The organism is Pseudomonas sp. NY8896, assembly GCF_039634505.1.
The window spans coordinates 4,029,378-4,050,305 of sequence record NZ_CP132350.1 but is presented as its reverse complement, the minus strand read 5'-3'; the positions used below and the strand labels follow the sequence as shown (position 1 = coordinate 4,050,305).

Annotated in this window: 16 protein-coding genes and 1 riboswitch; of the genes, 9 read left to right on the top strand and 7 right to left on the bottom strand. The window is 64.6% G+C overall.

The features are described 5' to 3' along the window. Window positions 1-159: 159 nt before the first annotated feature. Window positions 160-1,014 carry a LysR family transcriptional regulator gene (locus Q9451_RS18080; RefSeq protein ID WP_012272059.1) on the bottom strand — a complete coding sequence of 285 codons (855 nt, stop codon included), beginning with the start codon at window positions 1,012-1,014 and terminating at the stop codon, window positions 160-162. A 92-nt stretch (window positions 1,015-1,106) separates the two neighbouring features. Here Q9451_RS18080 and Q9451_RS18075 point away from each other — a divergent pair, with 92 nt between their 5' ends. Further along, window positions 1,107-1,535 (top strand): multidrug/biocide efflux PACE transporter, encoded by a 429-nt coding sequence (locus Q9451_RS18075; protein ID WP_012272060.1) that lies wholly within the window; start codon window positions 1,107-1,109, stop codon window positions 1,533-1,535. Window positions 1,536-1,608: 73 nt separating this feature from the next. Here the strand turns inward: Q9451_RS18075 and Q9451_RS18070 are convergent, their stop codons facing one another. The 4 genes from Q9451_RS18070 to Q9451_RS18055 form a co-directional block, all read right to left on the bottom strand. Next, the gene (locus Q9451_RS18070) at window positions 1,609-2,628 is read right to left on the bottom strand and encodes a branched-chain amino acid aminotransferase (RefSeq protein WP_012272061.1); all 1,020 of its coding nucleotides are present in this window, start codon (window positions 2,626-2,628) and stop codon (window positions 1,609-1,611) included. Between the two features lie 146 nt (window positions 2,629-2,774). Further along, on the bottom strand, window positions 2,775-4,352 hold the full coding sequence (locus Q9451_RS18065; RefSeq protein ID WP_060494051.1) for an ATP-binding cassette domain-containing protein: 1,578 nt from the start codon (window positions 4,350-4,352) through the stop codon (window positions 2,775-2,777). A gap of 171 nt (window positions 4,353-4,523) precedes the next feature. Next, window positions 4,524-4,886: a hypothetical protein gene (locus Q9451_RS18060; protein WP_012272063.1), complete on the bottom strand. Its 363-nt coding sequence runs from the start codon at window positions 4,884-4,886 to the stop codon at window positions 4,524-4,526. Continuing rightward, on the bottom strand, window positions 4,883-5,260 hold the full coding sequence (locus Q9451_RS18055) for a glyoxalase superfamily protein (RefSeq protein WP_012272064.1): 378 nt from the start codon (window positions 5,258-5,260) through the stop codon (window positions 4,883-4,885). The genes Q9451_RS18060 and Q9451_RS18055 overlap by 4 nt, the downstream gene beginning before the upstream one ends. A 100-nt stretch (window positions 5,261-5,360) precedes the next feature. Then, a riboswitch (cobalamin riboswitch) is annotated at window positions 5,361-5,578 on the top strand. A 101-nt stretch (window positions 5,579-5,679) separates the two neighbouring features. On the opposite strand from Q9451_RS18055, the gene cobW reads away from it, so the two are divergent. From cobW to Q9451_RS18035, 4 genes are all read left to right on the top strand, one after another. Beyond that, window positions 5,680-6,747, top strand: a complete 1,068-nt coding sequence (gene cobW, locus Q9451_RS18050; protein ID WP_012272065.1) for a cobalamin biosynthesis protein CobW — start codon at window positions 5,680-5,682, stop codon at window positions 6,745-6,747. A 3-nt stretch (window positions 6,748-6,750) separates the two neighbouring features. After that, complete coding sequence (gene cobN / locus Q9451_RS18045) at window positions 6,751-10,512, top strand: cobaltochelatase subunit CobN (protein ID WP_012272066.1); 3,762 nt, start codon at window positions 6,751-6,753, stop codon at window positions 10,510-10,512. A gap of 1 nt (window position 10,513) precedes the next feature. Beyond that, window positions 10,514-11,536, top strand: a complete 1,023-nt coding sequence (locus tag Q9451_RS18040) for an AAA family ATPase (RefSeq protein ID WP_012272067.1) — start codon at window positions 10,514-10,516, stop codon at window positions 11,534-11,536. Window positions 11,537-11,637: 101 nt separating this feature from the next. After that, the gene (locus Q9451_RS18035) at window positions 11,638-12,204 is read left to right on the top strand and encodes a VWA domain-containing protein (protein ID WP_012272068.1); all 567 of its coding nucleotides are present in this window, start codon (window positions 11,638-11,640) and stop codon (window positions 12,202-12,204) included. 106 nt (window positions 12,205-12,310) lie between these two features. Here Q9451_RS18035 and Q9451_RS18030 read toward each other — a convergent pair whose 3' ends face one another. Continuing rightward, entirely contained in the window at window positions 12,311-12,577 is a 267-nt protein-coding gene (locus Q9451_RS18030) for a hypothetical protein (protein ID WP_003247923.1), read from the bottom strand. A 342-nt stretch (window positions 12,578-12,919) separates the two neighbouring features. On the opposite strand from Q9451_RS18030, the gene Q9451_RS18025 reads away from it, so the two are divergent. The 4 genes from Q9451_RS18025 to Q9451_RS18010 all read left to right on the top strand — a co-directional run bounded on the left by Q9451_RS18025 (window position 12,920) and on the right by Q9451_RS18010 (window position 20,138). Next, window positions 12,920-14,245: a sigma-54 dependent transcriptional regulator gene (locus tag Q9451_RS18025; RefSeq protein WP_012272069.1), complete on the top strand. Its 1,326-nt coding sequence runs from the start codon at window positions 12,920-12,922 to the stop codon at window positions 14,243-14,245. A 200-nt stretch (window positions 14,246-14,445) separates the two neighbouring features. Then, window positions 14,446-15,588 (top strand): MexC family multidrug efflux RND transporter periplasmic adaptor subunit, encoded by a 1,143-nt coding sequence (locus Q9451_RS18020; RefSeq protein WP_012272070.1) that lies wholly within the window; start codon window positions 14,446-14,448, stop codon window positions 15,586-15,588. A gap of 15 nt (window positions 15,589-15,603) precedes the next feature. Beyond that, window positions 15,604-18,735 carry an efflux RND transporter permease subunit gene (locus Q9451_RS18015; RefSeq protein WP_012272071.1) on the top strand — a complete coding sequence of 1,044 codons (3,132 nt, stop codon included), beginning with the start codon at window positions 15,604-15,606 and terminating at the stop codon, window positions 18,733-18,735. Between the two features lie 5 nt (window positions 18,736-18,740). Next, window positions 18,741-20,138 carry an efflux transporter outer membrane subunit gene (locus Q9451_RS18010; protein WP_041166694.1) on the top strand — a complete coding sequence of 466 codons (1,398 nt, stop codon included), beginning with the start codon at window positions 18,741-18,743 and terminating at the stop codon, window positions 20,136-20,138. An 88-nt stretch (window positions 20,139-20,226) separates the two neighbouring features. On the opposite strand, the gene Q9451_RS18005 is transcribed toward Q9451_RS18010, so the two are convergent. Next, window positions 20,227-20,784 (bottom strand): transcriptional regulator, encoded by a 558-nt coding sequence (locus Q9451_RS18005; RefSeq protein ID WP_012272073.1) that lies wholly within the window; start codon window positions 20,782-20,784, stop codon window positions 20,227-20,229. Window positions 20,785-20,928 lie beyond the last annotated feature (144 nt).

Below are 20,928 nucleotides of genomic sequence, written 5' to 3'. Positions count from 1 at the left end.
GTGCGTGCCGCCAGAGGGGCGGCGCGTGGTGACAGGCTACGGGGCAGGGCGAGGGAAGGATTGTCGTTGGGTGTACTGGTTGTTGCGTTTGGGCGCACACGGCGACAGCTCCCCCAGGGTGGGGTGCGCAGCAGCGCCAACTTATTGCAGGTGAAAACCTTACGGTTTCAACATCTGCCGCACCAGCCATTGCCCCGCTGGCCCCAATGCCCGCCGGCTAGACCAGACCACATCCATATCCACTCGGCGTGGGTAACCCGCTATCGGCAACTCCACCAGCCCATTGCCAAACCGTGCCACCAGCGCCCTGGGCAGCTCGGCCCAACCAAACCCGCGCACGGCGAACTCCAGCAGGGTGAGGTAGTCCGGTGCCGACCAGGCCTGGCCGCGGCCGTGGTGCAGGCTGGGGGCATAGGTCTTGATATACAGCTGCCGTGCATGCTCCAGATGCTGCGCCTGCACCTGCGCCAGGCTTGCCAACGGGTGCCCGCTGGCCACGTAAACGCCAAATTCCGCCTGCTCCGGCAAGCGCGCCACGGCCACGTCGGCGGGGTAGCTGGGTTGGGTGGCAAGAATGCCGACATGGGCCAGGCCCTGTTGGATCATTTCGATCACATCAGCGTCCTCCGCCGGGCCGCAGCGCAATTCAGTGTGTGAGTACTGCTGGGCGAAGCGGGCCATCACCGCGCCCTGGAACGTGACGCTGTAGCTGTCCGACATCACCACCGATACCAAGGGCTCGACGTTCTGTGCCAGTCGCACCGCCAGCGCATCGAGCTGGGCGCTGGCATCGAGAATCGCCTCGACATGGCTCAGTACCTGCCGGCCCGCTTCATTCAGCGTGGGGTGGCGGCCACCGCGATCAAACAACGGGCAGCCGATATCAGTCTCGAAATTGGCGATGGCGATGCTGATGGTGGACTGACTTTTGCGCAGTTTGCGCGCTGCAGCAGAGAACGAACCCAGCGATGCAGCTTCGACAAACGCGACCAGAGCTTCGGGTGAATAGCGCATTGTATTGATAAAACCGATAGTAGCTATGTCGTGAGTATCAGTTTTATCAAAGAAAATAGACAGCACGACTCACGCAATGGATGGAATTTGCAATGAAACACGTGTCCTTTACCGAACGCCTGGTTCACGCCGTTGGCTACGAAGTGTTCGCGGTGTTGCTGTGTGCGCCGCTGCTGTCCTGGATCATGGGCAAGTCACTGGCGACGGCGGGCGCGCTGGCTGTGACCCTGTCGGTCATCGCCATGTTGTGGAACATGGTCTACAACGCGCTGGTCGACCGCTACGTGCAGGCCGAGCGTATCCACTGGAAGGCCCGTGCGCGTTTCGTGCACGGCCTGGGCTTCGAAGCCGGGCTGGTGGTGTGGTGTTTGCCGGTGGCGGCGTGGATGCTGGATATTTCGCTGGCGCAGGCGTTCATGGTGGAGCTGGGCTTCTTCGTCATCATTCTGCCCTACACCGTGCTGTACAACTGGGCCTTCGACAAAGCCCGGCATCTGCTGATGCAGCGTCGCCTGGCGTGAAGATTCTGCCAGTGTCGACAAAAAAAAGGGCATGCCACCGCTGGCATGCCCTTTTTCAAATCGCTGAAGCGCCTCAGGCGACTTTGACGATCCAGCCAGCCGGTGCTTCAACGTCACCGCTCTGGATGCCGGTCAGCTCGTTGTAGAGCTTCTGGGTAACCGGGCCGACCTTTTCCAGGTCGTGGAATACGTGCAGCTTGCCGTTGTACTCGATGCCGCCGATCGGGGTGATCACCGCAGCGGTACCGCAGGCACCCGCTTCGATGAAGCGGTCCAGCTTGTTGATTTCGACATCGCCTTCGATCACGGTCAGGCCCAGGCGCGATTGCGCCAGTTCCATCAGCGACAGGCGGGTGATACCGGGCAGCACCGAAGCCGATTTCGGGGTCACGAACTCGTTGTTGGCGGTGATGCCGAAGAAGTTGGCCGAACCGACTTCCTCGATCTTGGTGTGGGTCAGCGGGTCGAGGTAGATGGCGTCGGCGAAGTTGGCTTTCTTCGCTTCAGCACCCGGTTGCAGGCTGGCAGCGTAGTTGCCGCCGACCTTGGCTGCGCCGGTGCCTTGCGGGGCGGCACGGTCGAAGCTGGAAATCTGGAAGTTGTGCGGCTTCATGCCGCCCTTGAAGTACGAGCCAACCGGGATGGCGAACACCGAGAAGATGAACTCGGGGGCGGTGCGCACGCCAATGTTGTCGCCGGTGCCGATCACGAACGGGCGCAGGTACAGGGCGCCTTTGCCGTGCGGTGGCACGAATTTTTCGTTGGCCTTGACCACTTGCTTGCACGCTTCGATGAACACATCGGTCGGCACGTGCGGCATCAGCAGGCGAGCGCAGCTGCGCTGCATGCGAGCGGCGTTCTGGTCTGGGCGGAACAGGTTGATCGAGCCGTCCTTGCAACGGTAGGCCTTCAGGCCTTCGAAGCACTGCTGGCCATAGTGCAAGGCCGTGGAGCCTTCACTGATGTGCAGTACGTTGTCTTCGGTCAGGGTGCCCTTGTCCCACTCGCCATTGCGCCATACGGACAGGTAGCGTTTGTCGGTCTTGATGTAGTCGAAACCCAGCTTGTCCCAATTAATGCTTTCGTTGCTCATGACACCCTCATTGTCTTGCAAGTGCCCGATCGCTCGGGCTGCTGTTATATGCGCACCATGCCACCTTAATACATCCTTGGCGGATCGGGAACGGCCAGTCACGAATTGATAGCGTGCGATGCATTTTTCGCAGCACATGGCTGCGCCTACAAGTGCAGGTATTCATCGAGCGCCAGGTTTTCCAGCAATACCGCATCATGGGACGCCACCATCAGCGCCCCGCGAAATTGCCCAAGCATGCGTTCCAGGGCTGTCAGCGATGGCAGGTCCAGGTGGTTGCCGGGTTCGTCCAGCAGCAACAGGTCGAGCGGCCGTTCGCGGTATAGCACGGCGGCCAGCGCCGCCTTCATCCGCTCGCCGCCGCTGAGCAGGCTGCTGGGCAGTTCGACACGGGCCGCATCCAGGCCCAATTGCGCCAGGCGGCTGCGCAACTCGCCCTGGGCCAGCATCGGGTTGGCTTGGCGCAGGTGTTCGAGCACGCTGCCGTGGCCCGCTAGCGTGTTGCAGTGCTGGTCGAGCAGGGCGGTTTCGCCACTGAGGCGCACATTGTCGGGCGGTGCCGGCAACTCCCCGTTCAGCAGCCTGAGCAGGGTGGACTTGCCACTGCCATTGGCGCCGATCAGCCCCACGCGCTGGCCCAGGCACACACGCAGGTCAAGCGGTTTGCGGGTGCCACGCGGCAAGCGAAGTGCCTGCAAGGCCAACACTTCTCGGCCTGGATGACGCTGAGGTGTAGGCGCGTGCAAGGTAATAGCGCTGTCATGCTCGACCTCACGGGCGGCGTCACGCACTTTACCCACCAACGCTTGCTGGGCATCGCGATGGTCGCGGCGCTGCTTGCCAGCAGTGGCCTGGCTGCGCTCCTGCTGGCGGTCGACCAGGATCTTGGCCTGGTTGGCGTGCTTGGCCTGGCGCCCGGCCCGCGCCTGATGGCGCTCCAGGTCTTCGCGCTGGCGCTGCAGTTCACGGGCCTGGCGTAGCTGCGCCTGCTTCAGCCGGGCAAGGTGCTGCTGGGCCTGCGCCGTCTGGTTGGCTTTTTGCGCTGCATAGATGCTGTAGTTGCCACCATAGCCCTGCAAACCCAGGCTGGATAATTCAACAATGCGTGCCATGTGCGCCAGCAGGCTGCGGTCGTGGCTGATCACCAGCAAGCCACGGTCCCAGGCTTCGATCATGCTCAGCAGTTGGGCACGGGCGTCGCTGTCCAGGTGATTGCTTGGCTCGTCGAGGATCAGGTAGTCGGCATCGCTGAGCCACGCGCCAATCAGCGCCACGCGCATGGCCTGGCCGCCGCTCAGGCTCCGTGCGGGCTGGCGCCAGTCGAGTTGGCCCAGGCCGTGGCCCTGAAGCTGGCGTTGCAATTGCTCGCGGATATCCCAGCGCTCGCCAACGGTGTCGAAATCGTGGGGCTGGATGCTGCCTTGCTCGATACGCTCCAGCGCCGCAATCACCGGCCCCACTTGGGCCAGGTCGGCAAGCGTGGCGCTGCGCTCGATGACTTGCTGGTCCAGCAAATGGACAGGCCCGAGGCGCCGGCAATGGCCGCTGCTCGGTTCACGCTGGCCGGCAAGAATCTGCCCTAGCAGGCTTTTGCCCACGCCATTGCGCCCGACCAGGCCGGTGCGGCGTTGGTCGAAGGTTTCGTTGAGGTTGCTGAACAGCAGCCTGCCATCAGGCAAGGCCAAGGAGACGCTGTCCAGCGTCAGAATCGACGTGTTCGTCATGCACAACTCCACAAATGCCGCGACATCTCCGGAGCGAGCCGGAGGCTGAAGACTGGCCGTCGAACGGACGGCGGCATCAATGGCGCATTGGACGAACACCTCGTAATTGGAGAGCGCGTAGCCTAACGGACCGTCCGGGGCCGGGTAAAGCACCGGCCGCCGGTTGGGGCCTCAGCGTTGCGCCTGCAAGCGTTTAGCCCAGTCCCCGGCGTGGCCGTGCGCGCAGGCTTGTTCACTGTCGAACCGCACATGCCAGGCCGGATGGTCCAGCTGTATGCCGGCTTGCTCCAGTGCATGGCGGGTCAACGCCAGCATGTGCGCCTTCGCTTCGCCCGCGACGGCAGCGGCTTTGTCGGCCTCTTGCTCAAATACCCAGGTAATACGAAGGCTGCCCGGAAAGTCCTCGGGGTCGAGGCGGTGAGTGAGCCAGCTGAAACCGACGATCTGCGCCTTGGCGGTTTCGCAGGCATCGGTCAGGCACGCCACCAGCTCCCGCTCCAGGCGGGCCATTTCGCGTTTGCCCAGTGCCTTCACGGGTTGGCCTCGTCATCGATCTGCTGGCAAAAGCGCAGGCGGTTGCCGAACGGGTCCCACACCTGCATCTGCAGGCCCCAGTCCAGGCGCTCGGCCTCTGGCCGGGCGTAACCGTACTGTTTGTCCTGCAGCTCGCGCTCCAGCGCGCGCAGGTCGTCGATGCGGGCGAACACGGTAGAACCGGGGCATGCATCGCCATGGTGCTCGGAAAGGTGCAGGATCAGGCCGTCGCGGTGAATCTGTACGTACAACGGCAGGTCCGGGCTGAAACGATGCTCCCAGTCCAGGCTGAAACCGAGGAAATCGAGGTAGAACTCCTTGGCCTTGTCGACCGAGAAGATGCGCAGTACGGGTATGGCGGGGGCGAGGGGCATGGGACGTCCTTGACCGTGGGCAGAGTCGCTACTGTAACGCAGTAGCACCAAGAGTGGTCGACCAGCCCGCCGCAATGGTTGACCACCCGCCAGCCACTGCGTAGCCTTGCCAGTTCGAGGTTCTTCGGCCAGGCCGAAGCTAAGATGGGAACGCGGTACATGCCGCGGCTGCCCCCGCAACTGTAAGCACCGACAACGGATCGACACTGCCACTGCGCCAGCGCGCGGGAAGGCGTCATCCCGCCAGCCCGCTGTTCAACCGTACGGGGGCCTGGAACGGTGCGAGCCAGGAGACCTGCCTCGTCACGTTTTCGACTTTCAACCGGGCGGGGTGATCCGGTGGCGAACAAGCCCGGCCAACCTCTGGCCCGTGGCTGTCGTCCTGCATGCCCGCGCCACACTGCCAAGGGCAATGCGACATGAAAACACTGGCCAAGCTCCCCGTCACCATCGTCACCGGCTTCCTCGGCTCGGGCAAGACCACCTTGCTGCGCCACATGCTCGACAACGCCCAAGGCCGCCGCATCGCGGTCATCGTCAACGAATTCGGCGAGCTGGGCATCGACGGCGAAATCCTCAAACAGTGCAGCATCGGTTGCACCGAGGAAGAAGCCAGCGGCCGCGTCTACGAACTGGCCAATGGTTGCCTGTGCTGCACCGTGCAGGAAGAATTCTTTCCGGTGATGCGCGAGCTGGTGGCACGCCGTGGCGACCTCGACCACATCCTGATCGAAACCAGCGGCCTGGCCCTGCCCAAGCCTTTGGTACAAGCGTTCCAGTGGCCGGAAATCCGCAACGCCTGCACCGTCGATGCGGTCATCACCGTGGTCGACAGCCCGGCCGTGGCCGCTGGCACCTTCGCCGCCTACCCTGACCAGGTCGATGCCCAGCGCAAACTCGACCCTAACCTGGACCATGAATCGCCACTGCACGAGCTGTTCGCCGACCAGCTGGCCAGCGCCGACCTGGTGGTACTGAACAAGGCCGACCTGATCGACGCCGAAGGCCTGGCCAAGGTGCGCGCCGAAGTGGCTGAAGAACTGCCGCCGGCCGTCAAGGTGATCGAGGCCAGCAGCGGCAAGCTGCCACTGGAAGTGCTGTTGGGCGTGGGTGCCGAGTCCGAGGCGCACATCGATGGCCGCCGCACCCACCACGACACGCACCACGACGGCGACGACCATGACGATCATGACCACGACGCCTTCGATTCCATTTCCATCGACCTGCCCGAGGCCGACGAAAGCCTGCTGCTCGACGCACTGACGCAACTGGTGGTGGAGTTCGGCATCCTGCGTGCCAAGGGCTTCGCCGCCATCCCGGGCAAGCCGATGCGCCTGCTGGTGCAAGGCGTGGGTACCCGCTTCGACAAGCACTTCGATCGCGCCTGGCGCAACGACGAGCCGCGCATCACCCGCCTGGTGCTGATCGGTCAGGACCTTGACGCTGTTCAACTGGAAGCGCGCCTGCGCCAGGCCCTGGGCGCCTGACCCATGCACCTGCTGCGGACCCAGCCCGGCGGCTTCGTGCCGGATGACAGCATTGCCGACCTCGGCCAGACACCCGCCGAGCTGGTGATTCTCTGCAGCGGCGATTCGCACCTGGCATTGCTCGCCGATACCGCCGAGCAATTGCCTGAAGACTTCCCCAGCCTGCGCCTGGCCAACCCGATGCAGGTGCAGAACCATGCCTCGGTCGACTTGTACGTCGACCAGGTGCTGCGCCACGCCAAGGTCATTCTGGTGTCGCTGCACGGTGGCGTTGGCTACTGGCGCTACGGCGTCGAGCAACTGGTCGAATTGGCCGCCCGTGGCGTGCAACTGATTCTGGTGCCGGGCGATGATCGCCCGGACCCGGAACTGACCAGCTTGGGTAACGTTTGTGGCGAACAGGCCGAACGCCTCTGGCACTACCTGCGCCAGGGCGGCAAGGCCAATGCCATCAACCTGTTCAATTGCCTGGCCAGCCAGTGGCTGGGGCGTGACTACGCCTGGGACGAGCCACAGCCTTTGCCACGCACCGCCGTGTATCACCCGGCCAAGGGGAGCGTGGCGCTAGAAGACTGGTACCCGCACTGGCACCCGGATTACCCGGTGACGCCGCTGTTGTTCTACCGCTCGCACCTGCAGGCGGCCAACACCGCCTTCATCGACGTGTTCTGCCAGCGCCTGCAAGCAGCCGGGCTGAACCCGTTGCCGATCGCAGTGGCCAGCCTCAAGGAAAGCGCCTGCCTGGAGCAGGTCGAAGCCTGGCTGGACGAGGTCGGCGCTGAAGTGCTGGTCAATACCACCGGCTTTGCCCTGTCCAGCCCAGAGCGCCCCAACCTGCGGCCGTTGCGCCGTGACATCCCGGTGTTGCAGGCCATTTGCGCGCAAGACAACCAGCCCGGCTGGGAAACCAGCGAGCAGGGCCTGGGCGCGCGTGACCTGGCCATGCACATCGCCTTGCCGGAGCTGGACGGGCGCATCATCACCCGTCCGGTCAGTTTCAAGGACATGGCCTGGCGCAGCGAGCGCAGCCAGTCCGACGTGGTGTGCTACCGCGCGCACCCCGAGCGCATGGACTTCGTCGCCGAGCTGGCCCGCCGCTGGGTTGAGCTGGCGCGCCTGCCTAATGCCCAAAAGCGTATTGCCCTGGTGCTGGCCAATTACCCGACCCGTGATGGCCGCATTGGTAACGGCGTCGGCCTGGACACCCCGGCAGCGGCGCTGAACATCCTCAAGGCGCTACAGGCCGAAGGCTATCCGCTGGCCGATTTGCCGAGCAGCGGCACGCAGTTGATTCACCAACTGCTCGGTGGCGTGACCAACGACCTTGACCACCTGGACCAACGCCCCTGCGCCCAGAGCCTGAGCCTGGCCGACTACCAGGCTGCATTCGAGCGCCTGCCCGAGGCCAACCGCCAGGCCGTGCTGGAACGCTGGGGGCCGCCCGAGCAAGACCCGATGTACCGCAGCGGCCGGCTGATGGTGGCCGGCTTGCGCTTTGGCCTGACTTTCGTCGGTATCCAGCCGGCGCGGGGGTATCAGGTGGACCCGAGCGCGGTGTACCACGACCCCGACCTGGTGCCGCCGCACGGCTACCTGGCGTTTCACTTCTGGCTGCGTCACGCCTTTGCCGCCGACGCGGTGATCCATGTCGGCAAGCACGGCAACCTTGAGTGGCTGCCCGGCAAGGGCGTGGGGTTGTCGGCACAGTGCTGGCCGGATGCGCTGCTCGGCCCGCTGCCGAACATCTACCCGTTCATCGTCAACGACCCGGGCGAGGGTGCTCAGGCCAAGCGCCGCACCCAGGCGGTGATCATCGATCACCTGATGCCGCCGCTGACCCGTGCCGAAACCTATGGGCCGCTGCGCCACCTGGAACAGTTGGCTGATGAGTTCTACGAAGCGCAGCTGCTCGACCCACGGCGTGCTCGCGAGTTGCAGCGCGATATTCTCGAACTGGTAAAAGCCAACCACATCGACCGCGAGTTGCAACTGGAAGGGCAACTGGACGATGCCGCCGTATGGCTGCCACGCCTGGACACCTACCTGTGTGACCTCAAGGAATCGCAGATTCGCGATGGGCTGCACGTGTTCGGGCAGTCGCCTGAAGGGCGCCTGCGCCTGGATACATTGCTGGCGCTGTTGCGGGTTGAGCGTGGCGACGGTCGTGGTGGCAATGCCAGCCTCCTGCGGGCGCTGGCCAAAGCACTGGTGCCGGGCTTCGACCCGCTCGACTGTGACCTTGGGCAGCCGTGGCAGGGTACACGCCCTGAACAGCTGCAAGCCATCGGCAATGACCCTTGGCGCACGTGTGGCGATACCCGCGAGCGCCTCGAACTGTTGGCACACCAGGTGATCGGGCAGGCGCTGGAAGGCACTGCAGCGTTACCCGCCCTAAGTGAATGGCAGCCGGTGCACGACGTACTTCAGGCCCTGCGTGACGCGGTGGCACCCAGCCTGGACGCCTGCGGCACTGCCGAAATGAATGGCCTGCTGGCGGCATTGGCGGGGCGCTTCGTGCCCGCCGGCCCCAGCGGCGCACCCAGCCGCGGGCGCCTCGACGTGCTGCCCACCGGCCGCAACTTCTATACCGTGGACGTGCGCAACCTGCCCACCACCACGGCCTGGCGCCTGGGTTTCGCCTCGGCCAGCCTGATCCTCGAACGCCACCTGCAGGACCACGGCGATCACCTGCGCCAGCTCGGCCTGTCGGTATGGGGTACGGCGACCATGCGCACTGGCGGCGACGACATTGCTCAGGCCATGGCGCTGATGGGCGTGCGGCCGGTGTGGGCCACTGGCAGCCAGCGCGTGGACGATTTCGAAATCCTGCCGCTGAGCTTGCTCGACCGCCCGCGTGTAGACGTGACCTTGCGCGTTTCCGGCTTCTTCCGCGATGCGTTCGGTAACCTGATCCGTCTGTTCGATGCCGCCGTGCAGGCCGTGGCCGCGCTGGACGAGCCCGACGACCTCAACCCCCTGGCTGCCCGTGTACGCAGCGAGCGGGCAGTGCTGCAGGCGCAAGGCGTGGACGCCGATCAAGCTGCTCGCCAGGCCGGTTGGCGGGTGTTCGGTGCCAAACCCGGCGCTTACGGTGCCGGGGTGCAGAACGCCATTGATGGGCGGCTGTGGCACAGCCGTGACGACCTGGCCGAGGTCTACCTCAACCATGGCGGCTATGCCTACGGTGGCAGCGACGATGGCACCCCGGCCCGCGCCCAGTTCGCCCAGCGTCTGGCCAAGGTGCAGGCGGTGCTGCAAAACCAGGACAACCACGAGCATGACCTGCTCGACTCCAATGATTACTACCAGTTCCAGGGCGGTATGCTGGCAGCGTCGGAAACGCTGTCCGGGGCGGCGGTGGCCAGCTACCACGGCGACCACAGCCAGGCCGATCGACCGCGTATCCGTACCCTCAAGGAGGAGCTGAACCGGGTAATCCGTGCCCGTGCGCTCAACCCGAAGTGGATCGACGGGGTCAAGCGTCACGGCTACAAGGGCGCCTTCGAGATGGCGGCGACAGTCGACAACGTGTTCGCCTTCGACGCCACCACGCACCTGATCGACGACCATCATTATCAGGGGCTGGCCGATGCCTACGTGCTCGACCCGGCCACCCGCGATTTCATGCGCGAGCACAACCCCGAGGCCTTGCGCGACCTCACCGAGCGCCTGCTGGAGGCCCAGCAGCGCGGTTTGTGGCAGGCGCCGGGCAATTACCGCGAAGCCCTCGAAGAACAACTGCTCGACGGCGAGGAACAGGCTTGAAATGAGTGAACCCGTACAATTTCCGCTGGCGGCGGTGGTCGGTGCCGACGACCTGAAGCTGGCGCTGTGCCTGACCGCCATCGACCCGAAGATCGGCGGCGTGCTGATCGAAGGGCCGCGTGGCATGGCCAAGAGCACCCTGGCCCGTGGCCTGGCTGACCTGCTTGGCGAAGGCCCGTTCGTGACCTTGCCATTGGGCGCCAGTGAAGAGCGGCTGGTCGGCACCCTCGACCTGGATGCCGCGCTGGGGCAGGGCAAGGCGCAGTTTTCCCCTGGGGTGCTGGCCCAAGCCGACGGTGGCGTGCTGTATGTCGATGAGGTCAACCTGCTGCCGGACACGTTGGTTGACCTGTTGCTCGATGTGGCTGCCAGTGGCACCAACCGCATCGAGCGCGACGGCATCTCGCACCGGCACAATGCCCGTTTCGTGCTGATCGGCACCATGAACCCGGAAGAGGGCGAGCTGCGCCCGCAACTGCTCGACCGTTTTGGCCTGAACGTGGCGCTGGAAGGCTTGCCCGAGCCCGAGGCCCGGCAGCAGATCATTCGCCGACGCCTGGCGTTCGACAGTGACCCCAAGGCGTTCTGTGACCAATGGGCAACGGCCCAGGCGCAACTGCGTGAGCGCTGCCAGGCGGCGCGCCAGGCCTTGGCCCAGATTGCCCTGGATGATCAGGCGCTGGCCTGGATTACCGAGCGCTGCTACGCCGCTGGCGTCGACGGCCTGCGCGCCGACCTGGTCTGGCTGCGTGCGGCGCGCGCCCATTGTGCCTGGCGCGGTGCTGCGGCTATTGAAGAGGTGGATGTCGAAGCGGTGGCCGAGTTCGCCTTGCGTCATCGCCGCCGTGTCATGCCCCAGGCCAAAACGCCGTCGGCGCCGCAGCCGCCTGACCAGCAGCCCGGCCAACCGGGTGGCGGCAACCCTGGTGAACAGGGTGCGCAGGGCGACTGGGGGGCATTGCCGGCGCAGCCGGTGGCCAGCGGCGCACGCCGCGAGGTACCGAACTGGGCAAAAAAGCCCTGAGCATCCCCCAGCTACCTGCCAAAGGGGCGGATGCAAGGCCTGGTGCAGGCAAGCAGGGCGAGGCCAGCCGTGGCCGCGGTCGCAATGCGGCGGCCGGCCGGGTGGCCTGGCTACCGACATTGCTCAAAGGGCGGCCACGGCTGCGCCAAGACCTGTGTTGGCAACAGCGCCAGGCTCGGCCCGCAGAACTGTGGCTAGTCATCGTCGACGCGTCGGCCTCGACCCGTCGCCATCAGGCGCTGGCGCAGACCAAAGGGTTGCTGGCAGCGCTGTTCGATCAGGCTTACCGCCAGCGCGCCCGGTTGGCGTTGCTGACCGCCAGCGGGCGTACACCGCAGTGGCAGCGCCACGGCCTGAAGGCCTCGGCGGCTTTGCAACCCTGGCTGCAGGCGTTGGGTGCAGGTGGCGGCACGCCGCTGATTTGTGCATTGGAGCAGGCCCGACACTGGCTACAGGCACGACAGCGCGCCTATCCAGATGAAGCCGTGCGCTGCCTGGTGTTTACCGACGGTCGTCTGCAGCGCTGGGACACTGTTCAACCCATGCCCTGTGCAACGTTGCTGGTGGATATGGAATTGGCGCCGGTGCGTGTTGGCCGCGCGCAGCACCTGGCAGAACAGTTGCAGGCCGATTATCAGCACTTGCAACACTTCAAGGTCGTGGATTGAACCGTACTGGCGCGACACTATGTCGCAACAGGAAAAGTTGCCAGAACAGCAACTTTGCATCCGAACAAGTGCGTGGCGCTGCACGCACTTGGTTTACCGGGCGATATTACTTCGGCATCGACCACGGTTGCAGGTCGTAACCCTTTTCACATAATTCGGCGCGCACTTCTTCAATCAGGCTGGCCCATTGGGCCGGGTCGGAGTAGATACGCGAGGACACTTGCTTGGCGCCGATGCGGGTGCTGGTCCGGTCGATCACTGCCAGGCTCAGCTCACCAGTACCGTTGGGTGCATCCCAGGCTACGCACTGGAAAGGTTCGAAGGCGTGGTCGGCAATCAGCAGTGCTTCGTTGACACGGAGCGGGGCATTCATGGTTCGGTCTCTCTATGGTCCCAAACATCGAAGTGAAGTCCGCGTTGCTTCAAAGTCGCCTCAATGATCGCGAAGTGCAGCGCGGGGTTATGTGTACTGATGCTCGTTGTCCGGGGGCAAGTCACACATTGGTTGTAAATTTTTTTGTCAGAGGCATATTCGTTGTTGCCTGCGCCGCCATGTGATGTCGATAAAGTGCGAAAATTCCCGGGGCACTTTGTAAAAAAATGCGTCCGCAGACAAACGGTAGTGGGCACTGTCAACTTCGTTGCTACTGTTAAACGGGCGCCACAACTTGCTGTTTTACTTCAAAAAACCAAAAACTGGCGCCAAGGATCGGTCATGCAGCAGCCTGCCGCTCAACGCCGTTTGCTAATCGTCGACCCCTGCGACGACTGCCACCGCTTATTGCCTGGCCTGCGCAACGCAGGCTGGGATGTGGACAGCTGTATGCTCGGGGCCGCGCTGGACCATCCCTGCGATGTAGGCCTGCTGCGCTTGCAGGCCACGCACCTGAGGCATCCGGATGCGGTCAAGGACATGATCAAGCGCAGCAACACCGAATGGATTGCCGTGCTCAGCGCCGAACAGCTGCGCATGCCGGCGTTCGGTGATTTTGTTTGTGAGTGGTTTTTCGACTTCCACACCTTGCCGTTCGACGTCTCCCGCGTGCAGGTGACCCTGGGCCGCGCCTTCGGCATGGCCCGTTTGCGCGGCAAGGGGGCGGTCAAGGTCGATGAGGCGACCCACGAGTTGCTCGGCGAAAGCCGGCCGATCCGTGAGCTGCGCAAGTTGCTGGGCAAACTGGCGCCCACCGAATCGCCCGTGCTGATCCGTGGTGAGAGCGGCACCGGCAAGGAACTGGTGGCACGCACCCTGCACCGTCAGTCGCAACGCAGCGAGCAGCCGTTCATCGCCATCAACTGTGGGGCGATCCCCGAGCATCTGATCCAGTCCGAACTGTTCGGCCATGAAAAGGGCGCATTCACCGGGGCGCATCAGCGCAAGGCCGGGCGCATCGAAGCGGCCCATGGTGGCACGCTGTTTCTCGATGAAATCGGTGACCTGCCGCTGGAGTTGCAGGCCAACCTGCTGCGTTTTCTGCAGGAGAAGCACATCGAGCGGGTGGGCGGCAGCCAGCCGATCCCAGTGGATGTGCGAGTGTTGGCGGCCACCCATGTGGACCTGGAGCGGGCCATCGAGCAAGGGCGTTTTCGCGAAGACTTGTATTACCGCCTGAACGTGTTGCAGGTGGTGACCGCGCCGTTGCGCGACCGGCATGGTGACCTGTCCATGCTGGCAAGCCACTTTGCCCATTTCTACAGCCTGGAAACCGGGCGCCGGCCGCGTTCGTTCAGCGACCATGCCCTGGCCGCGATGGGCCGGCATGACTGGCCGGGCAATGTGCGCGAGCTGGCCAACCGTGTGCGCCGGGGGCTGGTGCTGGCTGAAGGGCGGCAGATCGAGGCGCAGGACTTGGGCCTGCAGCTGCTCGACCAGGAACAACAACCGCTGGGCACGCTGGAGGAGTACAAGCAACGCGCCGAGCGCCAGGCGCTGTGCGATGTGCTTAACCGGCACAGTGACAACCTGAGTGTGGCGGCGAAGGTGCTGGGTATCTCGCGGCCGACTTTTTATCGATTGCTGCACAAGCATCAGATTCGTTGACTCCCCTTGCAGGTTTGACGTGGCATCTCCAGGGCCTGGCAGATCGAGCGCCGCCCGCGCGGCGCTCGATCTGCCAGGCGGCGAAGATGTCACGCCGAGTTTCACAATTCTTAACAAAGTATCAAATGAGACAAAATTGACTCATTTTGTCTTCGCTCATATCATTCGGGCCGTTTTTCCATTTGAAGCTCGGGTGAATCATGAGCAACTTGCGTGCAATAGGAATGGCCAGCTGCCTGGCGGCGGCAGTCGCGCTGGCCGGCTGCGGCGAAGCTGAAGCGCCGCCGTCTGCGGCCCACAGTGCCTTTCCGGTCCAGACCGTCACGGTCGCCAGCGAACCCCTGACCTTGGCGGCAACGCTGCCGGGCCGGGTCGAACCCATGCGGGTGGCCGAGGTTCGCGCCCGAGTGGCCGGCATCGTCCTGCACAAGCGCTTCGAAGAAGGCGCCGACGTAAAAGCCGGCGATGTGCTGTTCCAGATAGACCCGGCACCCTTCAAGGCCGCGCTGGCACGCGCCGAGGCCGACCTGGCCAGGGCCCAGTCGGTCATGTTCGAAGCCCAGGCGCGGGTACGCCGCTACGAACCGCTGGTGAAGATCGAGGCAGTCAGCCAGCAGGACTTCGACACCGCCAGCGCCGACCTGCGCAGCGGCCAGGCCGCTGTGCGTTCGGCCCAGGCCGATGTCGAGACCGCGCGCCTGAACCTGGGCTACGCCACGGTCAAGGCGCCGATCTCTGGCCGTATCGGCCGTGCCCTGGTCACCGAAGGTGCGCTGGTGGGGCAGGGCGACGCCACGCTGATGGCGCGCATCCAGCAACTCGATCCGATTTACGTCGACTTTACCCAGTCCGCCGCCGACGCGCTGCGCCTGCGCCAGGCGCTGAAGGAGGGTGCGCTGGCAGCCGGTGATCAGCAGGCCCTGACCGCCCAGGTGGAAGGCACCGACTACGAGCGCCAGGGTGCGCTGATGTTCACCGACGTCGCGGTCGACCGCGGCACCGGCCAGGTCACCTTGCGCGGCCGCTTCGACAACGCCGACGGCATCCTGCTGCCGGGCATGTATGTGCGCGTGCGCACCCCGCAAGGCACCGACAACCAGGCCATCCTTGTGCCGCAGCGCGCCATCCAGCGCGGCAGCGACGGCGAGGCGCGGGTCATGCTGGTGGGCATCGGTGGGGTTGCCGAGGCGCGCAGTGTGCGCACCGGTGCCATGCACGGTGCCCGCTGGCAAGTCACCGAGGGCTTGCGCCCAGGTGACCAGGTGATCGTCGGCAGCCCTGCCGGGCTGGCTGCGGGCATGCCGGTGGTGACTGCCCCGGCGCAACAAGCCGCAGCACGCTGAGGCGAGGGTAACGAGATGTCCAAGTTCTTCATCAAACGGCCGAACTTCGCCTGGGTCGTGGCGCTGTTCATTTCCCTGGCGGGGTTGCTGGTCATACCTACGCTGCCGGTGGCCCAGTACCCTAACGTAGCGCCACCACAAATCACCATCACCGCTACCTACCCAGGGGCTTCGGCCAAGGTGCTGGTGGACTCGGTTACCAGCATCATCGAAGAGTCGCTCAACGGCGCCAAGAACCTGCTGTATTTCGAGTCGACCAACAACTCCAACGGCATGGCCGAAGTGGTGGTCACCTTCGAGCCGGGTACCGACCCGGAACTGGCCCAGGTGGATGTGCAGAACCGCCTGAAAAAGGCCGAAGCACGCATGCCGCAGGCGGTGATCACCCAAGGCATCCAGGTCGAGCAGACCAGTGCCGGCTTCCTGCTGATCTACGCCCTCAGCTACAAGGAGGGCGCAGGCCAGGCCGATACCACGGCGCTGGGCGACTACGCCGCGCGCAACATCAACAATGAGCTGCGCCGGGTCCCGGGCGTGGGCAAGTTGCAGTTCTTCTCGTCGGAAGCCGCCATGCGCGTGTGGGTCGACCCACAGAAACTGGTGGGCTATGGGCTGTCGATCGATGACGTGAGCAATGCCATCCGTGGGCAGAACGTGCAGGTGCCGGCCGGCAGCTTCGGCAGCGCGCCGGGCAGCAGCCAGCAGGAGCTGACTGCCACCCTGGCGGTGCAAGGCACCCTGGACGACCCTCAGGCGTTCGGCCGAGTGGTACTGCGCGCCAACCCGGACGGTTCGCTGGTGCGCCTGGCCGATGTCGCCCGCCTGGAAGTGGGCATGGAAAGCTACAACTTTTCTTCGCGCCTGAATGGCAAACCTGCGGTGGCCGGTGCGGTGCAGCTGGCGCCGGGCGCCAATGCGCTGAAAACTGCCGATCTGGTCAAGGAACGCCTGGCCGAGCTGAGCGCGTTCTTCCCCGAGGGCGTCGAGTACTCGGTGCCCTATGACACCTCGCGTTTTGTCGACGTGGCCATCGAAAAGGTCATTCACACCCTGCTCGAAGCCATGGTGCTGGTATTCCTGGTGATGTTCCTGTTCCTGCAGAACATCCGCTACACGCTGATCCCGTCGATCGTGGTACCGGTGTGCCTGCTGGGCACGTTGATGGTGATGAAGCTGCTGGGCTTCTCGGTGAACATGATGACCATGTTCGGCATGGTGCTGGCGATCGGCATCCTGGTCGACGACGCCATCGTGGTGGTGGAAAACGTCGAGCGGATCATGGCCGAGGAAGGGCTGTCGCCTGTCGACGCCACCATCAAGGCAATGGGCCAGGTGTCCGGCGCGATCATCGGCATCACCCTGGTACTGTCGGCCGTGTTCATGCCACTGGCGTTCATGTCGGGTTCGGTGGGGGTGATCTACCAGCAGTTTTCGCTGTCGCTGGCGGTGTCGATCCTGTTCTCGGGCTTCCTCGCGCTTACCTTCACCCCGGCCCTGTGCGCCACGATGCTCAAGCCGGTGGCCCCTGGGCACCATGAAAAGCGCGGCTTCTTCGGCGCTTTCAACCGTGGCTTTGCGCGGCTGACCGAGCGCTACTCGGTGATGAACAACGCCCTGGTGCGCCGTGCCGGCCGCTACATGCTGCTGTATGCCGGTATTCTGGCGATGCTCGGCTATTTCTACCTGCGCCTGCCGGAATCCTTCGTACCGGTGGAAGACCAGGGCTATGCGATCGTTGACGTGCAGCTGCCGCCGGGCGCCAGCCGCGTGCGTACCGACGCCACCGGGCAGGCCCTGGAGCAGTTCCTGATGTCCCGCGAGGCGCTGGCCTCGGCATTCCTGGTCAGCGGCTTCAGCTTCTCGGGCATGGGCGAGAACGCCGCGTTGGCATTCCCTACCTACAAAGACTGGTCGGTACGTAGCGCCGAGCAATCGGTGGATGCCGAAACCCAGGCGATCAATGCGCAATTTGCCAGCCATGGCGATGGCACGATCATGGCGGTCAACCCGCCGCCGATCGATGGCCTGGGCAACGCCGGTGGCTTCGCCCTGCGCCTGCTCGACCGTGGCGGCCTGGGCCGTGAGGCCTTGCTGGCGGCACGCGACAAGATCCTGGGCGAGGCCAACGGCAACCCAGTCATCCTTTACGCGATGATGGAAGGGTTGGCAGAAGCGCCGCAGTTGCGGGTCGACATCGATCGGGAAAAGGCCCGTGCCCTTGGCGTGCCCTTCGAAACCATCAACAGCACCCTGGCCACCGCCTTTGGCTCGGCAGTGATCAACGACTTCACCAACGCTGGCCGGCAACAACGGGTGGTGGTGCAGGCAGAGCAGGGCGAGCGCATGACCCCGGAAAGCGTGCTGCGCCTGTACGCGCCGAACGTCGATGGCCAGCAGGTGCCGTTCAGCAGCTTCGTCACCACCCGTTGGGAAGAAGGGCCGGTACAGATCGTGCGTTACAACGGCTACCCGTCGATCCGCATTTCCGGTGATGCCACGCCGGGCTACAGCACCGGCCAGGCGATGGCCGAAATGGAGCGCCTGGTCAGTGAACTGCCGCCGGGGATCGGCTACGCCTGGACGGGGCTTTCTTACCAGGAGAAGGTCTCCAGCGGCCAGGCCAGCAGCCTGTTCGCCCTGGCCATCCTGGTGGTGTTCCTGCTGCTGGTGGCGTTGTACGAAAGCTGGGCGATCCCGCTGACGGTGATGCTCATCGTGCCGATCGGTGCGTTGGGCGCGGTGCTGGCGGTGATGGTCACCGGCATGCCCAACGATGTGTACTTCAAGGTTGGCCTGATCACCATCATCGGCTTGGCGGCGAAGAACGCCATCCTCATCGTCGAGTTCGCCAAGGAGCTGTGGGAGAAAGGCTATAGCCTGCGTGACGCTGCGATCGAAGCCGCGCGCCTGCGCTTTCGGCCGATCGTGATGACTTCGATGGCGTTCATCCTCGGCGTGGTACCCCTGGCGATCGCCAGCGGTGCCGGTGCTGCCAGCCAGCGGGCGATTGGTACCGGGGTGATCGGCGGCATGCTCAGCGCCACGTTGCTGGGCGTGCTGTTCGTGCCGATCTGTTTTGTCTGGGTGCTGTCGCTGCTCAAGCGCAAGCCAGCGCCGCAGGCCCAACCTGCCGAGGTGCTGGAGTGATGGCCATGCGTAATCTGTTCGTGCCGATTGCCATGGCTTTGCTGGCCAGCGGCTGCTCCCTGGCACCGACCTACCAGCGCCCCGAGGCGCCGGTGGCGAACCAATGGAGCGACGCCACCAACCACACAGGGCAGCAGGTGGACAAGCTGGGCTGGCAAGCCTTTATCGTCGACCCGACGTTGCGCCAGTTGGTGAACACGGCGCTGGACGACAACCGCTCGCTGCGCCAGACGCTGCTGGACATCGACCAGGCACGGGCGCAGTTCCGCATCCAGCGCGCGGACCGTGTGCCGGGGCTGAGCGCTGGTGCTTCCGGTAATCGACAGCACCAGCCTGCCGGGCTGTCCAGTGATGGCCGCGAGGGCGCCGCCAGCACCTATCAGGTTGGCCTTTCGTTGCCTGAGTACGAGGTCGACCTGTTCGGTCGGGTGAAAAGCCTGAGCGATGCAGCGCTGGAGCAATACTTGGCCACGGAGGAGGCTGGCCGTGCGGCGCGCATCGCCTTGATCGCCGAGGTGAGCCAGGCCTACCTGACCCTGGACGGTAGCGAGCGGCGCCTGGCGTTGATCCGGCAGACCCTGGCCAGCCGCGAGCGCTCGCTGGCGCTGATCGACCAACGCCGCGCCGCCGGGACCGCCACGGCGCTGGACCACCAGGAAGCGCTCGGCCTGGTCGAGCAAGCGCGCGCCGAGCAAGAAAGCAACCTGCGCCAGCGCCAGCAGGCCTACAACGCCTTGGTGTTGCTGGTAGGCAATAGTGAGGCGACCCAGGCTCTACCGGTCGAACGCCAGGCAGAACCCAGCGTGCTGCAGGACATTACCCCCGGTGCCCCGTCGGCGCTGCTTGAACGGCGCCCGGACATCCTTGCTGCCGAGCACCGCTTGCGGGCGCGCAATGCCGATATCGGCGCGGCGCGGGCGGCGTTCTTCCCGCGTATCAGCCTGACCGGCAGCTTGGGTACGTCGAGTACGCAGGTGTCTGGTTTGTTCGAGGGCGGTTCGCGTAGCTGGAGCTTCATGCCCCAGGTGTCGCTGCCCATATTCGATGCTGGGCGCAATCAGGCTGGGCTGAGCCTGGCCGAGGCGCGCAAGGATTCGGCGGTGGCAGCTTATGAAGGGGCGATCCAGCAGGCGTTCCGCGAAGTAGCGGATGCCCTGGCGGCCACCGATACCCTGCGCCGTGAGGAAGTCGCGCGGCGGGCCCTGGCCGATACCAGTCGCGCCACCTTGACCCTGGCCAAGGCGCGCTATGAGGGTGGGATCGACAGCCACCTGCGTTACCTGGATGCGCAGCGTAGCGATTTTGTGAATGAAGCGGCGTACATCGAGGCGAGTACACAACGGCAGCTTGCGCTGGTGGACCTGTTCCGCGCCTTGGGCGGCGGCTGGCCGGCACGCGGCTGAAAAAGGCTCCTTTGGTTGGATGATCCAACCGCTTTGGCCCTTGGGACTTGTGCCCAGGGGCCTTTTTTTTGCGCGTAGGCCAATGGCCTCAACCCCTGGCCAGCGCCCCCTGCAGGAACAATTGCTCCAAGGCCTGCGCCGAATTGGCACTGGCTGCGCGCCCGCGCCGCTCGGCGTCGACCATGGCGTAGATCTGGGTGATGAACACTTCGGTAAACACCGCTGCGCTGATGTCGATGCGCAACACGCCCATCTGTTGCGCACGCAGGAAAAACGCATCCATCGCCCGGGTATAGGTCAACCAGCGGCGGTCTTCACTGTCGCCGAGCAATGTATCGGGGCGGTACTGAAACATCAGAAACACCAGCATTTCGCGGTGCTTGAGGTGTTCGGCAATCAGGTGACGCACCGCTTCCAAGGGGGCAGCGGTGTGCAAGGCGGCATTTGCAATCACCTGGTTGAGCACTTGCTCGCCGTGGTTTTCGAGCATGGCCACCAGGTTGTCGCGGGTGCCGCAGAAGCGGTGCAGGGTAGCTTTGCTGACGCCGGCGGTCTCGGCCAGTTCCTTGAGCGTGGCGCGCGGGTGGACCACGATGGCGTGGGCCAGGGCCTTGAGCAGGCGTTCATCGTGGGGAGTGGGGGTCATCGGCATGCCTCGCGTGGGGTCGCAGGGCAATTATTGTGCAGAAAATGAGGCATGGATCAAGCTTTAAGGTCTCATATGAGACTTTTTTGTGTCTTGGCTGGCCGCCCCGCCGCACAGGGCTACTCCCACAGGGTGTAGGAGCAG

What these genes read in the sequence shown, in the direction of transcription:
- Q9451_RS18015 (WP_012272071.1), top strand. Translation starts at nt 15,604, where the DNA reads ATGTCCAAGTTCTTCATCAAACGGCCGAACTTCGCCTGGGTCGTGGCG.
- Q9451_RS18080 (WP_012272059.1), bottom strand. Translation starts at nt 1,014, where the DNA reads ATGCGCTATTCACCCGAAGCTCTGGTCGCGTTTGTCGAAGCTGCATCG.
- Q9451_RS18065 (WP_060494051.1), bottom strand. Translation starts at nt 4,352, where the DNA reads ATGACGAACACGTCGATTCTGACGCTGGACAGCGTCTCCTTGGCCTTG.
- Q9451_RS18070 (WP_012272061.1), bottom strand. Translation starts at nt 2,628, where the DNA reads ATGAGCAACGAAAGCATTAATTGGGACAAGCTGGGTTTCGACTACATC.
- Q9451_RS18020 (WP_012272070.1), top strand. Translation starts at nt 14,446, where the DNA reads ATGAGCAACTTGCGTGCAATAGGAATGGCCAGCTGCCTGGCGGCGGCA.
- Q9451_RS18040 (WP_012272067.1), top strand. Translation starts at nt 10,514, where the DNA reads ATGAGTGAACCCGTACAATTTCCGCTGGCGGCGGTGGTCGGTGCCGAC.
- Q9451_RS18055 (WP_012272064.1), bottom strand. Translation starts at nt 5,260, where the DNA reads ATGCCCCTCGCCCCCGCCATACCCGTACTGCGCATCTTCTCGGTCGAC.
- cobW (WP_012272065.1), top strand. Translation starts at nt 5,680, where the DNA reads ATGAAAACACTGGCCAAGCTCCCCGTCACCATCGTCACCGGCTTCCTC.
- Q9451_RS18030 (WP_003247923.1), bottom strand. Translation starts at nt 12,577, where the DNA reads ATGAATGCCCCGCTCCGTGTCAACGAAGCACTGCTGATTGCCGACCAC.
- Q9451_RS18075 (WP_012272060.1), top strand. Translation starts at nt 1,107, where the DNA reads ATGAAACACGTGTCCTTTACCGAACGCCTGGTTCACGCCGTTGGCTAC.
- cobN (WP_012272066.1), top strand. Translation starts at nt 6,751, where the DNA reads ATGCACCTGCTGCGGACCCAGCCCGGCGGCTTCGTGCCGGATGACAGC.
- Q9451_RS18010 (WP_041166694.1), top strand. Translation starts at nt 18,741, where the DNA reads ATGCGTAATCTGTTCGTGCCGATTGCCATGGCTTTGCTGGCCAGCGGC.
- Q9451_RS18025 (WP_012272069.1), top strand. Translation starts at nt 12,920, where the DNA reads ATGCAGCAGCCTGCCGCTCAACGCCGTTTGCTAATCGTCGACCCCTGC.
- Q9451_RS18005 (WP_012272073.1), bottom strand. Translation starts at nt 20,784, where the DNA reads ATGACCCCCACTCCCCACGATGAACGCCTGCTCAAGGCCCTGGCCCAC.